This is a genomic window from Amycolatopsis sp. CA-161197, from assembly GCF_050942255.1.
Classification (GTDB): Bacteria; Actinomycetota; Actinomycetes; order Mycobacteriales; family Pseudonocardiaceae; genus Amycolatopsis.
The window spans coordinates 1865273-1877467 of record NZ_CP192059.1 but is presented as its reverse complement, the minus strand read 5'-3'; the positions used below and the strand labels follow the sequence as shown (position 1 = coordinate 1877467).

Genomic DNA, 12195 nt, shown 5'->3' with positions numbered 1-12195 from the left:
CCAGCCGGACCCGACGCCATCACGCGTCCCCCTTCAACGTGGTGACCGCAAGATCCGCCACCTTCCGCGCGTCCTCACACGGATCCCCCGTGCCAACTGCGGAGGTGGCTACCTGGGCATCGGCCTCGAACGCCGCGTCGTCCGAAATCCCAACTGCGACGCCACATCGCCCGTCCGGACGCTCGTCCGACGGCCCGTACGCCACCACCGGATAACCTTGGACGGGCGCCAACTCCTTAAAGAATCCCTGGTCCTTCTTCGCGTAAACGTCCGCGAGTCCGTGCTTCCATGCGTAGACAAGCTGAATACCCACGTGTGAGCCACGTTGGACATCGCTCCAGAAGCAAGCCTTAGCTACGCCAGTGTCCTTCGCTGCGGGGTCACGCGTGGGCGTGCCCGAGAACAGGCTACCGACCTGCGTAGGAGTGAGCGCCATGCATGGATCACCCTGGATCAGCGATGCTGGCAACGGGTTGGCGATTGTCGGAACTTGCGGCCCGGCACTCGACGAGGGAGCAGCGGTGCTCGGCTTAGGCGTCACCGCTCCTCCTGTCGTACCCGAGCACGCGGCAACGACACCCATGGCAGCCACGCCAGCGATCGCCGCGCAGAACCTCGACACCGACAACATCAGAAACGGCCCCCATCACCCTGGATAGTGACGGAATGGGCGGCTTGCTCGTCGTTGGCAGTGTGCATCCCAAGCGCCGTCTCGATCTTGCCGATGATCACTCCGACAAATCGGCTCTGCTGTGAGAGGAAGTCACGGTAGGCGAGTCCGGACTTGTTAGACGCGTCCGTGTTGCGCAGCGACGCCGGATCCTTCCCTGGCGACTCGATCGACCACATCGGCCGACACACTTCCTGCTGCTTGTCGATCCGATCCTTGAGCTTCTGAAGGTTCCCAAGCTCAGTGGTCATGGCGTCCCTGTCTAGCGCGAAGGCACCGCTAGCCGAACCACCAGAAGCGCCGCCGCCCCCTCCGCCGGCCACGACGAACTTGGCAGCGTTGACCGCCGCCTGCTCCTGCCCAGCCACCTTGCAGCCTCCCCTGAACACTGTGGGCACCTCTATCGCACCGATAGTAGCCAATCGGCAACAAACTGTCCGTAGAACGCCGGAGATCACTCCAGTGAGCGGCCGCACATGGTCTGAGCTGGCCATTTAGGTCTACGCGACGGTCGGACGGAGGCATCCAACGGACGCGTTCCACGTCCATCGGATGGACGTGGAACGGACGTTGCCGGCCCCGTAGGGTGCTGGGCGTGGCTGACGAGCATGGAGCATGGAAGACCTTCGGTGAGCGGACCGTCTACGACAACAAGTGGGTCCGGCTGGGCCTGACCGACGTACAGGCACCGAACGGTGAGCGGTGGGAGTACCACGTGGTGCACCTCGCCCCCATCGCCATCGGCTTGATCGTGGACGAGCAAGATCGGGTGCTCATGCTGTGGCGCTACCGGTTCGCCACGGACCAATGGGGCTACGAACTGCTCGGCGGCCTGGTCGAGGACGGCGAAGAACCCGAAGTGACGGCAGCGCGTGAGATCCGGGAAGAGAGCGGCTATCAGCCCCTCGGCGAGGCCGAGCACCTGATCGGCTTCGAGCCGCTGCCCGGGCAGGTGACCGCGCAGACCGACGTGTACCTGTGGCGCAAGGCAGAGAAGGTCGGCGAACCGACGGATACCGAGGAAGTCGGGCGGCTGGAGTGGGTTCCCCTCACCCGGATTCCAGAACTGGCGCTGCGGAAGGAAATCCTCGGCGCGGGAGCCTTGGTACCGCTGCTCTACTACATCGCCTCACGCGGCACCGGGGGCACTGCTGCCGGGCAGGATCAGACCGCTGAGACGTCGTAGCTGCCGATCGGACTTGATCTGCATAGCCACCCGCCGTGCCTGCCGCGCGTGGGCGAGCGCCGCGTCCCGGTCGCCCGCTGCTGCGTAGGCGAACGCCAGGTCGACCAGCATTCCCGTCCTGGCGCGAACGAAGTCCGGTGGCAAGTGCGGTAACGCGTCGGTGAGATGCTGGATGGCATCTGATTCGCCGAGCTTGCTCAACGCGTTGCCGCGCCACCGGTCGAGATGCGCTCCACCCAGGAAGAGAAACGGCAACGCCGGGTCCACGGGATCGGTCGGCAGAAGCGTGCCTGCCGCGTCGAACGCGCGTAACGCCTCATCGCGTCGGCCTGCTGCGGCGAGGCCTTCGCCGTGCGCGGCCGCCATCCATGACCGCAGCAGCGGTGGTGCCGCCCGCTCGGCCAGAGCGCGTGCTTCCGAGAGTTGTCCGACGGCCGCCTCGACCTCGCCGAGGTCGAGCAGGATGAACGCCTGCTGCGCAGTCGAATGGGCGAGCAGGATCGGCGACTCTGCCTCGCGGGCCGCTGACTTGGCAGTTTCGTGGTGCTCCCACGCCTGCCGGATCGCATTGCGGTCGAGCGCTTCCCAACCCGCCAAGGCCGAGGCCTCGGTCAGCACCACTGCCAACGCGTGGCGTTGTCCGCGCAGTGTGCTGAAGCCGAGCAGACGCTGAAGCTGATCGATGTTGCTGCGCAACTGGTCGAGCAGCGGCACCCCGCCGAGCCTTCGATCAACGTGCCGCGCCTGGTCGACCTGGCGCCGGAAGATGTCAACCGACTCAGCGTCGACCGACCGGGCGAGCGCCAGCCGGGACACCAGCTCCTCGGCCTCGTCATCGGTTTCTTCTGGCTCGAATCCGAGTTCTTCGTTGGTGCGGCCGTACACGTCGCGGAAGAGGCGCCGGTACGGCTGGCTGACGGCCTCGTGCCCGTTTTCCCACCGCGACACCTTGACCTTGAGACTTGTCGCCGACATGACGGGCACAGCAAGCGCGTCGGCGCGGCGGAGCAGCATCTTGATGACCTCGTCCGCCTTGTACCCGAGCTGCCTGCGCACGGCCTGGAGTCGCGTTTCAGCCATCGGCCACGCGTCCGGGATAACCGCTTTGACCTGCGTGGTTAATCGAACTTAATGGATCCGTCGTTAACTTCAGCCACCTGCGGAGAGGCGTCTCACTGCCGTTTCCTTGAGGCATGAACGCAGACGGAAACCAGCAAATCCAGCCCACGCCATTGACCATCGGACGCCTATTGCTCGTCCCGGCGGCTCAGCACAACAGCGAGGTCGGCCCTCAGCTCTGCAAGGTGTTCGGTGATCTCGGAGAGCCGACGCTCGATCACCGCCAGCCGTGCCGTTACCGCATCCTCCATGTCTTCCCGGGGCTGGCCCGGGGCCGGCGGAATGCGGCCGTGCAGCACGGCCAGCAGGTGTTGTGGGTGCAGCCCGAGCGCCAAGGACAACGCTTCAAGCGTGCGGTCGCTGCGCTTGCGCTCCACGGTGTGGTTCTGAATTTCCCGGACGATCGCCTGGGAAACCTGCGAGCGTTCGGCCAGCTCGCGCTGCTTCCACCCGAGCGCCTGCACGCGCTCGTTGATGGTCTTCGCGACCGCCGCCCAGTCTTCCGACACCCATTCCTCCGTGGTCCGCCTCAGCGCCGACATTAGCGCTCGACGGGATTCCGCGGCCCGAGATCAAGCCCGCGTCACGCACCCGGGGCATTCCCATGCCTAAGTGCGACTAAATCAGCTCAAATAGTGCAATCAAATCAGCTCCATCGATCGAAAGGCCTCACCCATGCACAAGAACATTCCGGACGCCAATGGACCGGCGTTCTACTCGACGACCGACGCCGCGTGGATTCTCGGTGTCGACCCCAACTCGATCCATCGTGCAATCCGGGTCGGAGAGATGCGCGCCGAACGGCGTCGCGCTCGACTCGTCATCCCCGCTGCCGAGCTGCGGCGCGTGCTCAACGGGGGTGCGTGATGACCGAACACGACTACGCGGAGATGGCCGCTCGGCTCGACCGGTACGCCGACGTGCCGAACGACGTGCTCGCGAATGTGGTGACCAGGGACGGTCTGTGTTTCTGGGCGTTCGACCGGGCGGGCATGCCCGAATTGACCGGCGACGACCCGCCAGATAGGGAGTTGGCCGCCCGGTTGTGCTCGGGATGCCCGGTGATCGACGAGTGCCTTGAACTCGACCTCCGCACCGCCGGGGCGGACACGCTCGGTGTCTGGGGTGCGCTGCCGGACACCGACCGGCGCGCGCTCTACCCGTTGTGGCTGCGCCGCCGGGGAGGTGAGGCGCGATGACGCTCACCCTCACGCCGACACAGATCCTCGCCGGAGCGGGTGTCCTGTTCGCACTGTTCGTGGTGTGGCGCTTCGGCGCGCGGAAGGCGCGCCGGGCCGCCGATGCGGCGCGGACCGGCGCCCGGGCGGTGTCGCTCGCCGGGCGGGTGCTGTTCACGGGCGCGGCGTTCATGGGCGTTCAGTGGCTGGTGATCACGCATCCGGGTAATCCGACGCTGCTGCTCGTCGTGCTCGGTCTGCCGGACCTGATCGCCGCGCACGTCCTGACGCGTGCCCTGACAGTCACGTCACTGGGCGCCACGCGCCGGGGTGGTGGTCGCCGATGACCACGACCGATCAGAAGCCGAAAGGAGTGGCCGCCGCCCGGCGGCTGCCCGCCCCGGCCGCGCCGAGTCGAGCGCAGCGGCTGGCCGACGATGCGGCCGAGGCAGCCGACGTCCGGCGTTGGCAGACGCATCCGGACGTAGTGGCCTTGCAGGTCGAGCGGGTCCGCACGCAGGTAGATCGGCTGTGCTGGGCCGGGATCGTCCTTGGCCTGGCGTTCACCACCGCAAACGTCCAGTGGTTCGCCGCGTCCGGGGCAGCGTTCGGCTCGCTGCCGTGGCTGACGGCGTGGCTGCTCGATCCGACGGTGTGTCTAGTCCTGCTCGCGATCCTGCGAGCCGAGCAGGTGACCGCGCGATACCAGGTCTACACCGGACCGTGGGTGCGGGCGGCGAAGTGGCTGACGCTGGCCGCCACCTATGTCATGAACACCTGGTCATCGTGGGCGGCCGGTTCGCCGGCCGGGGTGGTGCTGCACTCGGTGCCGCCGCTGGTGGTCTTCGTTGCCGCCGAGGCGGTCACCGATCTGCGCGACAAGCTCACCGACGCCGTGCACGTCGCGTTCACGAGCGCTACGAACCCGGCGGGTGGTCATGAACCAGCCGCGCGCCGGCGTGAGCAGCCAGTCAAGCGGCGGTGGTTCGCCGACTATCTCGCCGACGCTCGGCGAGCCTGGTCACCCGAGGTCGTCGTGACCCCGGCGTGGGTGCGAGAGGTCACCGGCTGCTCACGCGGTCTATCGCCTCGGCTCGCGGCCGCCCTCGTCGCCGAGGTGGACAAGTGGGACCGCGATGACCACTGAACCGGAAGGTAGTGCCGAGCTGGCCCGGATGGATTCGCGCGAAGTCGAGCACGTCGGGCCGGTGTTGGACGGCGAGTTGATCGATGACACATTGCCACAGCCGCGTCACCGGACCGTGCGGCGCCGGTTCGCGCGCTGGTGGCAGCACTCGCCCCGGGTGCCGCTGTGGCTCAAGAGCAAACCGCAGGCCGTGCAAGCCGCCAAGGACGGCGTGGTCTGGATGGTCAAGTCACCGTGGCGGTTCCTCGGCGCGGTGGTGCGCGGTGTCGTCGTCGGCGCGCGGTGGTGGCGAGGTTGGGTCAAGGTGCGGGACTACCGCACCGCCGCCGAGGAATCGGACAAGCTCGCGGACAAGTTCACTGAGATCCGTGAACTCACCCTGTTCCGGTGGAAGGTCACCGGCGCCGTGCTCGCCGTCCTCGTGCTGGCGGTCGCGGTCCTCGATCTCGTGTACGGAGCCAAGCCACTGTGGATCGCCGGTGCTGTCGCGTCGTTCGCGCTGGCGATCCTGGGGCGTCGCAAGGACGGGAGCCCTGGACGGAAACCCGCGCTCGCCGGGCCGCGCACGCTCACCTGGACCATGGACCCGCAAGTCCTGGTGGACGCGTTCCGGGACGCGAAACTGATCGGCAAGGACGAAACGCTCCGCCTGGTGCAACGCGCCACCCACGTCGGGAACGGATGGGCCATCACCGTCGACCTGCCCGCAACTCGCAAGGCCGTTGACGTCGTGAAGAACCGGGACGCGCTGGCGTCTGCCCTGGCCGTAGACGAGGTTCAGCTCATCGTGGAACGCGTGCGCGGCAACGGCGGACACGCCGGGCGGGTGTCGATGTGGGTCGCGGATGAGGACCCCTACGCCCGGCCGCCGCTACGGACACCGCTGCTCGGCGTGTCCGCGTGGGACGCGTGGCGTCCGATCCCGTTCGGGCGCGACGCGCGAGACCGGCGGATCGACCTACCGCTGGTCTGGACATCTCTGCTGGTCGGCGCGATCCCTCGGCAGGGCAAGACCTTCGCCGCGCGGCTCGCCGCGGCCGGGCTGGTCCTGGATGCGTGGGTCCGGCTGTACGTGGCGGACTTCAAGGCAGGTAAGGACTGGGACGCCGCCAGCCAGGTGGCGCACCGGTTCATGTCCGGCGACGAACCCGAACACGTCCTCTCCCTCGTGGACTGGCTAGTTGAGCTGGTCGCCGAGGTTCAAGGACGGTTCCGGCGCATGCGCGACCTCGACGACCTCACGTGCCCGGAATCGAAGGTGACACCGGAAATGTCCCGCGACCGCGCGTTGAACATGCCGATCACGGCGCTCTTCATTGATGAGGTCCAAGTACCGTTGGAAGACCGGACACCGGTCGAGGTACAGGGAAAGAAGCTGACGGCGGGCGAGTACATCGGCGAGCTGCTGACCTGGCTGGCCAAGAAGGGACCCGCAGCCGGGATCGTGCTGGTGCTGGCCACGCAGCGGCCGGACTCGAAGACGATCCCCTCCGGGCTGCGAGCCGTCCTCGGTTCGCGGTTCGCGCTGCGGGTGATGGACTGGCGCGACTCCAACATTGTGCTCGGCGAACAGATGAACACGCGAGGATTCGACTCCAGCCGGCTCCTACCGTCGCACAAGGGCGTCGGCATCCTGCGCCCGGACGGCGACACCACAGCCGGAGCCGACGTGCTCGCGATGACCGTCCGGACCTACTACATGCCGAACGAGGACTGGCAGACCATCTGTCGGCAGGGCCGGGCGTTGCGCGAGTCGGCCGGGACGCTCACCGGCCACGCAGCAGGGCAGGACACCACACCAACGCTCGACCGCGCAGCCGTCGCACAAGCTCTCGGCACTGGCAGCCCCACGCTGCAAGCTGTCGAGCCGGAAACGCTGCCTGAACCGCTCGCGCAGGTGGTCGACTTCCTCGGCGACGACCTCGCCGAGCGCGAGTTCATTCCCAGCGCTGAGCTCGTCGATGCGCTCGAAGTCGAGCCGACCGCGTTTGGGAGGCAGATGGGCGAGCTGGGGTGTCGTCCGACCAGGGATTACGTCCAGACGGACAACGACCAGACCAGGCGGGTTCGCGGGTACCTCACCGCTGATATCCGCGCTGCTGTGGACCGTGCGCTTTCGCGAGCATCTGCAGACAGTGAGGCAGGTGTGGATGACGGCTGACCGGGCCACCGACACGAACGGACACCCCACAACAGCCGAACACGCAGAGGAAGACCATGCCGCACTCGTCGAACCGATCGACCCAGAAGGACTGGAGTACTGGCAACGGACGTGCGCCACCTGGCCACCAATGACGGCAGAAGAGATCGAAACCCTTGCCGTTGTACTCCGCAGGATCGACCAGCGCACCACCGAATGAGGAGACGTGGAGGGGTGACGGGGTGACGTCGCTGCACGGGTCTCGGTCGCGAACGTTCACAGCACGCCGAGCCAACTGGCAAGGGGCTCCGCTGTTATGCGCGGGCCACCGTGAGCCGCGTCCGGTCGTCGACTCGCCACGGGAATGAGACCAGAACGTGACCTTCGACCAGATCGTACCCAAAGTGATATCGATAAACGATCTCAACGTTAGCATGACTGGTGCCTGCAATACATTTCGCAACGCTGCCAATGTAGGAAGCAGTCGAAGTTGATTGGCAATAGCCCAAACGAGTGGTGACTCCTTAATCTTGCCGACTGTAACGAACCTCTTCCGAAATCGATCATCTCCTATAGGATCGGGGCCTTGGATCGTAAGGTATGCGGAGGAAAGTGGTGCTGCGCGTTGAGACGGTGCTTGACGCACCTCCATCAGATGATGCAGGGGCTACCACTGCAGACCTGTTTGATTGGCAGGCAGCAGTCGCGGCCGCCGACGCCCTGGCGCTCGTTGCGGTTCATCATCAACAGCCTGAAGATGGGGAACACCTTACGCTTCCATACCTTGTCTGCGAGCACCACGAGGATTACCTAGTGATTCTTCGAAATCATGTGGAACTCGTTTCGGTTAAACATCGCGAGCTCTCAAATGGGGCTTGGACGTGGGCAAAGCTCGCGGACGATGGTGGCCTTGCTCACCTCTATGCAAGGTGGGCAAGTTTTGGCGGCGGCGTCTATTGCAGGCTGGTAACAAACGCGGTACTCGGAAACGGGGAGCCGGCCACACTCCAAGCGGCATGCCAGTACCTTAGTGGACGAGCTTCCAAAAAGCCTGAAAAGTTAGATCTTATCGTAAGAAAGTTTGCGCAAGAACTAGCATTTCACCACAAGATATCTCGTATCCCGGGTGACTGGAAACCATCGGACGATGTCGCCCGCAGGGATATCGATCCGTGCGATGAAATGCTGAGTTCTGTTCGCAATTTTATCACGATGTTGACTATCGATGGTGGCCGCCCGAACCGTCATGATATGGCAGCTGCAGCGCCTGAAAAGTATGTAATTCCCATTTTGCGCATGCTGGGACTTGAAGATTCCTCTGCTCGGGCTTGCTGGAACGCGATTCATGATATCTTTCGTGCGAAGATGCGAAGCCGTGGCCCCATACCACTGGGTGATCTACAGGAAATTGTAGAACATATAACTAAAGCCAATGAAAAGGTTGTTCTGCGTCGAGTTCTTAGTCGTAGAACAGTTTCGACGTCGGCGGTATTTACCACGATTGAGCTGGTGTCAAGTAATCCGCAACCGTACGATTCCATTTCGACTGAACCAGCGCCGACATTGTTGGCCTTGAAGTTGGGTGACGGCGGTTGTACCGACACCACGGTAGCCGCTGCTGAGACTTTTGCTCAAGCTTGGCGAACGGAGCGGCAGAAGCATGCAAGCGATTTTCCTGGCGAAATCATCGACTTCGCAGCGCTTGAACGAAGAATACTCTATACTGCCAGCGAAATTGCTGAGTCGATAGCCGAAAGTGCCGATCCCGGCGTGAAATACGGTGCTCAGATGTGGCGAGAGCTCTCAAAAAGGGTTACACCCGAGCTAATCGGCGCGGACTTTACTTCGGATCCTACAGTTGCACTTGGAGGCGTCTGTGATCTTGCTAGTCGATGCAAGATCTGGTTCGGACCGAAGTTCGACATCCAAACTCTGAAGCGTCAGTTGAGCAATAAGGAAGCCTTGCTCGAACGCACGGTTGATTCTGGCGAGGACAAGGCGTCGGCATGATAGGCGACCAAAGTGACGCGAATGCGCTCGTCGACGCACAGCGGCACCTTGCGTATCATCAGATTCGGGTTCTATTGCTAGTTCGCGCGGTTGCAAAAGTCGCAGGAAATGCAAACAAGCTGGACGGGCTCACTAAGCTCGCAAAACTTGACTTTCTGGTTCGATATCCCGCACTTGCGCAGAAAGTTGTTAGTGCTTCCAAGTCTGACCCCAGAATGTTTCCGACAGTCGACGACAAGCTAGAAGCTGAATCGCCAATGATTCGCTACAAGTACGGCCCGTGGGATCATACCTACTATCCAGTAATCGGCGCGCTGGTGGGTAAGGGTCTCGTCTCGTACGTGAAAAATCGGAAGGGAAGTGTGGCCTTAAGGCCAACCCGAAGTGGCAACTCGCTTGCAAAAAGCCTGGAGGGCGATCAGCTTTGGGTGGATCTCGCAGCGAGGTGCACAGCTGTAGCCGAGCATGCCGGCGGATTCTCGGGGTCACAGCTAAAGGAATTGATATATGAGAATCTTCCCGAGGTCGTTAGCTTGGCTCACGGAGAGGTTATTAGGCGATGAGCGTCAAGTTCCGGATAGATAAGGTCCGCCTTGATACAATTAATGGTCCTGTGGCTTATAACTTTTCCGGGCCATTAACAGTCCTCACAGGGCCGGTTGGATCAGGAAAGAGCACGTTATTTGAATTGATCAAGTACTGTTTCGGAGCCAAGGCGGTTCTTAGTCCAGTAGTAGATCAAAGCATAAATTCTGCATCGGTTGAGATCTCCACTTCGGGGGATAGGCTTCGTCTAACAAGACTGATCTCGGGGAGCAATGTGGACGTTTTTGACCTAGAGGAGCATCGTCAAATCGGAGAATACCCTGTAGCGTCAAAAGACTCGGCGGGCGAGACTATCGGAAAATTTCTCCTTGCCAAGCTCGGGTTACCTGTGGACGCGAAAGCGACGGCGATGAAGGCAAGTCAATCCACAAAGAGCCCGGCAGTAATTTCGTTCAGCGATATCTACAAGTACTTGTATGTTGATCAGCAGCAGATCGATCGAACTATTGCTGGGAATAACGAAAGCTATCTAGAGCCAAAGCGTCGAACCACCTTTGAAATACTATTTGGCCTGACCAGTGAGGAGCTGATTCGAGCCCGCAGCGATCTGCAAGATACAGAGCAGAATCTGCGCAGGGTTGGCAACGATCTTAAGACGGTACTGCAGTTTCTGGAAGATTCGAAGACTGTCAGCCGAGACGCCTCTCAGGCGAAGTTGAACGAACTGCAATCCGTAGCGAACGATAGCCAATCTCGACTAATGGCATTGCAGGAAGGTCTATCGTCGGCCGACGATAGGGTGGATCCAATTCGAGACCTGTTAGAGGCGAGTCAATATCGGGCTGAAGATGCCCGCAAGCAACTGGTCGAGCTTGATACGACGCTTGGTGATCGGAGGTCCCTTCTTGCCTCAGTGCGACAATCAATTAGAAGGCTAGAGCGGACTAGTGATGCCTTTCTTAGGCTGGCGAGTATTGAGTTCTCCACTTGCCCGCGCTGTACACAATCAATCGAAGAGCGAGACATAGAACCCGGCCACTGTCGCCTGTGTACGCAGCCGGAGCCAGAAGTCGATTCGTCGAGCACTACCGCCGGTCATCTTGCTTCTTCTGAGGTCGAACAACTGCGGGTCCAGGCTGACGAACTAGAACAACTTGTTACCACCGCCGAGCACCACCGTGCGAGTCTCACTAGTAGAATTTCCGACCTGGATACTCACATAGTTGAGCTTGCCAACTTGGTCGACGCACGGACTGCTGATTTGGTCAGCCCACGGCTTCAGGAGGCGATTGATCTAAGCGCGTCACTTGCTCGCGCCCAGGCCGAGATAAAGTCGCTTGATGACACTTTACGCCTATGGGACCGCGCCGGCGACCTGGAGCGAAATGTAAAATCTGTTACTGATCAAAGGGACGCCTTGAAGGCTCGTATAGCAGAAATTCAGAAGCAGGTGAAGGAAAAGTTTGAAATCGTCGACTCAATGGCAGAAGACTACAACGACACACTTCAGAGACTCGGTGTACCGAGTGTAACGGCCGGCACTATCGACAAGAAGAACTACCTGCCGATGGCTGACGGAATGCGTTTCGATCAGATTAGTACTGGAGGAATTCGCACTGCACTAATTGTAGCTTACTGGGTTACGTTGATTTCAACCGCACTTCGCGAGCCTGAAACGGGGTATCCTGGCCTTCTCATACTAGACACCCCTCGGAAATCAATCGGACATGGCGAGAATCTGGCGGCAAACCTCTACAGGCTCCTCGACACGTTGGCCGAGGTGTATGGTGATCGCGTGCAATTGATCATCGCAGACAACGATCTGCCAGACCAGTACTCTCGCAGATGGCAAGAAATCTATTTCGACTACGAGAATCCGGTTGTGAGTACGATACCTCACCCAGGCCCAAGCAGGGTTGTGACGCTTGACAAGCTCCAAACTTCGACGGTGTAGCGTTTTTGTAAACTGCGCTGCCGGTTTCGCTGCAGAGTATAGGCCCGCCGGGACTTTGGCTGGACGTGCGCCGTTCTTTGAGACGTGTCTGAATCGGGTGGCCGGTCTGCGGTGGGTGCCGTTTATCAGGTAGGCCACGGCCCTTGCGGACGCCTCGGCTTGTGTGCTGGCCCCGCGCCCGCGGACGGACAGCCGTCATCATCCAGGCAGTTTCAGACGTGTGGTTCGTATGCAACTCGCCCCTC

The 12195-nt window shown here is 61.9% G+C and carries 14 protein-coding genes; 10 read left to right on the top strand and 4 right to left on the bottom strand.

Translation table 11 applies throughout. The features are described from left to right. Nucleotides 1-19 precede the first annotated feature (19 nt). Entirely contained in the window at nucleotides 20-583 is a 564-nt protein-coding gene (locus ACQPXB_RS09125) for a DUF3558 domain-containing protein (RefSeq protein WP_432850840.1), read from the bottom strand. Nucleotides 584-630: 47 nt separating this feature from the next. After that, entirely contained in the window at nucleotides 631-1038 is a 408-nt protein-coding gene (locus tag ACQPXB_RS09120; RefSeq protein ID WP_432850838.1) for a hypothetical protein, read from the bottom strand. A gap of 227 nt (nucleotides 1039-1265) precedes the next feature. Between ACQPXB_RS09120 and ACQPXB_RS09115 the strand changes: the two genes are divergently transcribed. Beyond that, nucleotides 1266-1856, top strand: coding sequence for an NUDIX hydrolase (locus ACQPXB_RS09115; protein ID WP_432850836.1), 591 nt, complete (start codon nucleotides 1266-1268; stop codon nucleotides 1854-1856). Here the strand turns inward: ACQPXB_RS09115 and ACQPXB_RS09110 are convergent. After that, a complete protein-coding gene (locus tag ACQPXB_RS09110) occupies nucleotides 1800-2936 on the bottom strand; it encodes a tetratricopeptide repeat protein (RefSeq protein ID WP_432850834.1) in 1137 nt (378 codons plus the stop codon). The genes ACQPXB_RS09115 and ACQPXB_RS09110 overlap by 57 nt on opposite strands. Nucleotides 2937-3103: 167 nt before the next feature. Next, nucleotides 3104-3484: a helix-turn-helix domain-containing protein gene (locus tag ACQPXB_RS09105; protein ID WP_432850832.1), complete on the bottom strand. Its 381-nt coding sequence runs from the start codon at nucleotides 3482-3484 to the stop codon at nucleotides 3104-3106. Nucleotides 3485-3650: 166 nt separating this feature from the next. Between ACQPXB_RS09105 and ACQPXB_RS09100 the strand changes: the two genes are divergently transcribed. The 9 genes from ACQPXB_RS09100 (at nucleotide 3651) to ACQPXB_RS09060 (ending at nucleotide 11950) form a co-directional block, all read left to right on the top strand. Continuing rightward, entirely contained in the window at nucleotides 3651-3842 is a 192-nt protein-coding gene (locus ACQPXB_RS09100) for a helix-turn-helix domain-containing protein (RefSeq protein WP_432850830.1), read from the top strand. Continuing rightward, the gene (locus ACQPXB_RS09095) at nucleotides 3842-4174 is read left to right on the top strand and encodes a WhiB family transcriptional regulator (protein ID WP_432850828.1); all 333 of its coding nucleotides are present in this window, start codon (nucleotides 3842-3844) and stop codon (nucleotides 4172-4174) included. Before ACQPXB_RS09100 ends, ACQPXB_RS09095 begins: the two co-directional genes overlap by 1 nt. Beyond that, nucleotides 4171-4500, top strand: a complete 330-nt coding sequence (locus tag ACQPXB_RS09090; protein WP_432850826.1) for a hypothetical protein — start codon at nucleotides 4171-4173, stop codon at nucleotides 4498-4500. Before ACQPXB_RS09095 ends, ACQPXB_RS09090 begins: the two co-directional genes overlap by 4 nt. Next, a complete protein-coding gene (locus ACQPXB_RS09085) occupies nucleotides 4497-5300 on the top strand; it encodes a hypothetical protein (protein WP_432850824.1) in 804 nt (267 codons plus the stop codon). Before ACQPXB_RS09090 ends, ACQPXB_RS09085 begins: the two co-directional genes overlap by 4 nt. A gap of 28 nt (nucleotides 5301-5328) precedes the next feature. Next, nucleotides 5329-7461: an FtsK/SpoIIIE domain-containing protein gene (locus ACQPXB_RS09080; RefSeq protein WP_432856503.1), complete on the top strand. Its 2133-nt coding sequence runs from the start codon at nucleotides 5329-5331 to the stop codon at nucleotides 7459-7461. Continuing rightward, nucleotides 7451-7660, top strand: a complete 210-nt coding sequence (locus ACQPXB_RS09075; protein WP_432850822.1) for a hypothetical protein — start codon at nucleotides 7451-7453, stop codon at nucleotides 7658-7660. The genes ACQPXB_RS09080 and ACQPXB_RS09075 overlap by 11 nt, the downstream gene beginning before the upstream one ends. A gap of 395 nt (nucleotides 7661-8055) precedes the next feature. Next, entirely contained in the window at nucleotides 8056-9450 is a 1395-nt protein-coding gene (locus ACQPXB_RS09070) for a hypothetical protein (RefSeq protein WP_432850820.1), read from the top strand. Continuing rightward, nucleotides 9447-10013: a hypothetical protein gene (locus ACQPXB_RS09065; RefSeq protein WP_432850818.1), complete on the top strand. Its 567-nt coding sequence runs from the start codon at nucleotides 9447-9449 to the stop codon at nucleotides 10011-10013. Before ACQPXB_RS09070 ends, ACQPXB_RS09065 begins: the two co-directional genes overlap by 4 nt. After that, a complete protein-coding gene (locus tag ACQPXB_RS09060; RefSeq protein ID WP_432850816.1) occupies nucleotides 10010-11950 on the top strand; it encodes an AAA family ATPase in 1941 nt (646 codons plus the stop codon). The genes ACQPXB_RS09065 and ACQPXB_RS09060 overlap by 4 nt, the downstream gene beginning before the upstream one ends. Nucleotides 11951-12195: the final 245 nt, after the last annotated feature.

What these genes read in the sequence shown, in the direction of transcription:
- ACQPXB_RS09080 (WP_432856503.1), top strand. Translation starts at nt 5,329, where the DNA reads ATGGATTCGCGCGAAGTCGAGCACGTCGGGCCGGTGTTGGACGGCGAG.
- ACQPXB_RS09090 (WP_432850826.1), top strand. Translation starts at nt 4,171, where the DNA reads ATGACGCTCACCCTCACGCCGACACAGATCCTCGCCGGAGCGGGTGTC.
- ACQPXB_RS09065 (WP_432850818.1), top strand. Translation starts at nt 9,447, where the DNA reads ATGATAGGCGACCAAAGTGACGCGAATGCGCTCGTCGACGCACAGCGG.
- ACQPXB_RS09110 (WP_432850834.1), bottom strand. Translation starts at nt 2,936, where the DNA reads ATGGCTGAAACGCGACTCCAGGCCGTGCGCAGGCAGCTCGGGTACAAG.
- ACQPXB_RS09095 (WP_432850828.1), top strand. Translation starts at nt 3,842, where the DNA reads ATGACCGAACACGACTACGCGGAGATGGCCGCTCGGCTCGACCGGTAC.
- ACQPXB_RS09085 (WP_432850824.1), top strand. Translation starts at nt 4,497, where the DNA reads ATGACCACGACCGATCAGAAGCCGAAAGGAGTGGCCGCCGCCCGGCGG.
- ACQPXB_RS09075 (WP_432850822.1), top strand. Translation starts at nt 7,451, where the DNA reads ATGACGGCTGACCGGGCCACCGACACGAACGGACACCCCACAACAGCC.
- ACQPXB_RS09125 (WP_432850840.1), bottom strand. Translation starts at nt 583, where the DNA reads ATGGGTGTCGTTGCCGCGTGCTCGGGTACGACAGGAGGAGCGGTGACG.
- ACQPXB_RS09100 (WP_432850830.1), top strand. Translation starts at nt 3,651, where the DNA reads ATGCACAAGAACATTCCGGACGCCAATGGACCGGCGTTCTACTCGACG.
- ACQPXB_RS09060 (WP_432850816.1), top strand. Translation starts at nt 10,010, where the DNA reads ATGAGCGTCAAGTTCCGGATAGATAAGGTCCGCCTTGATACAATTAAT.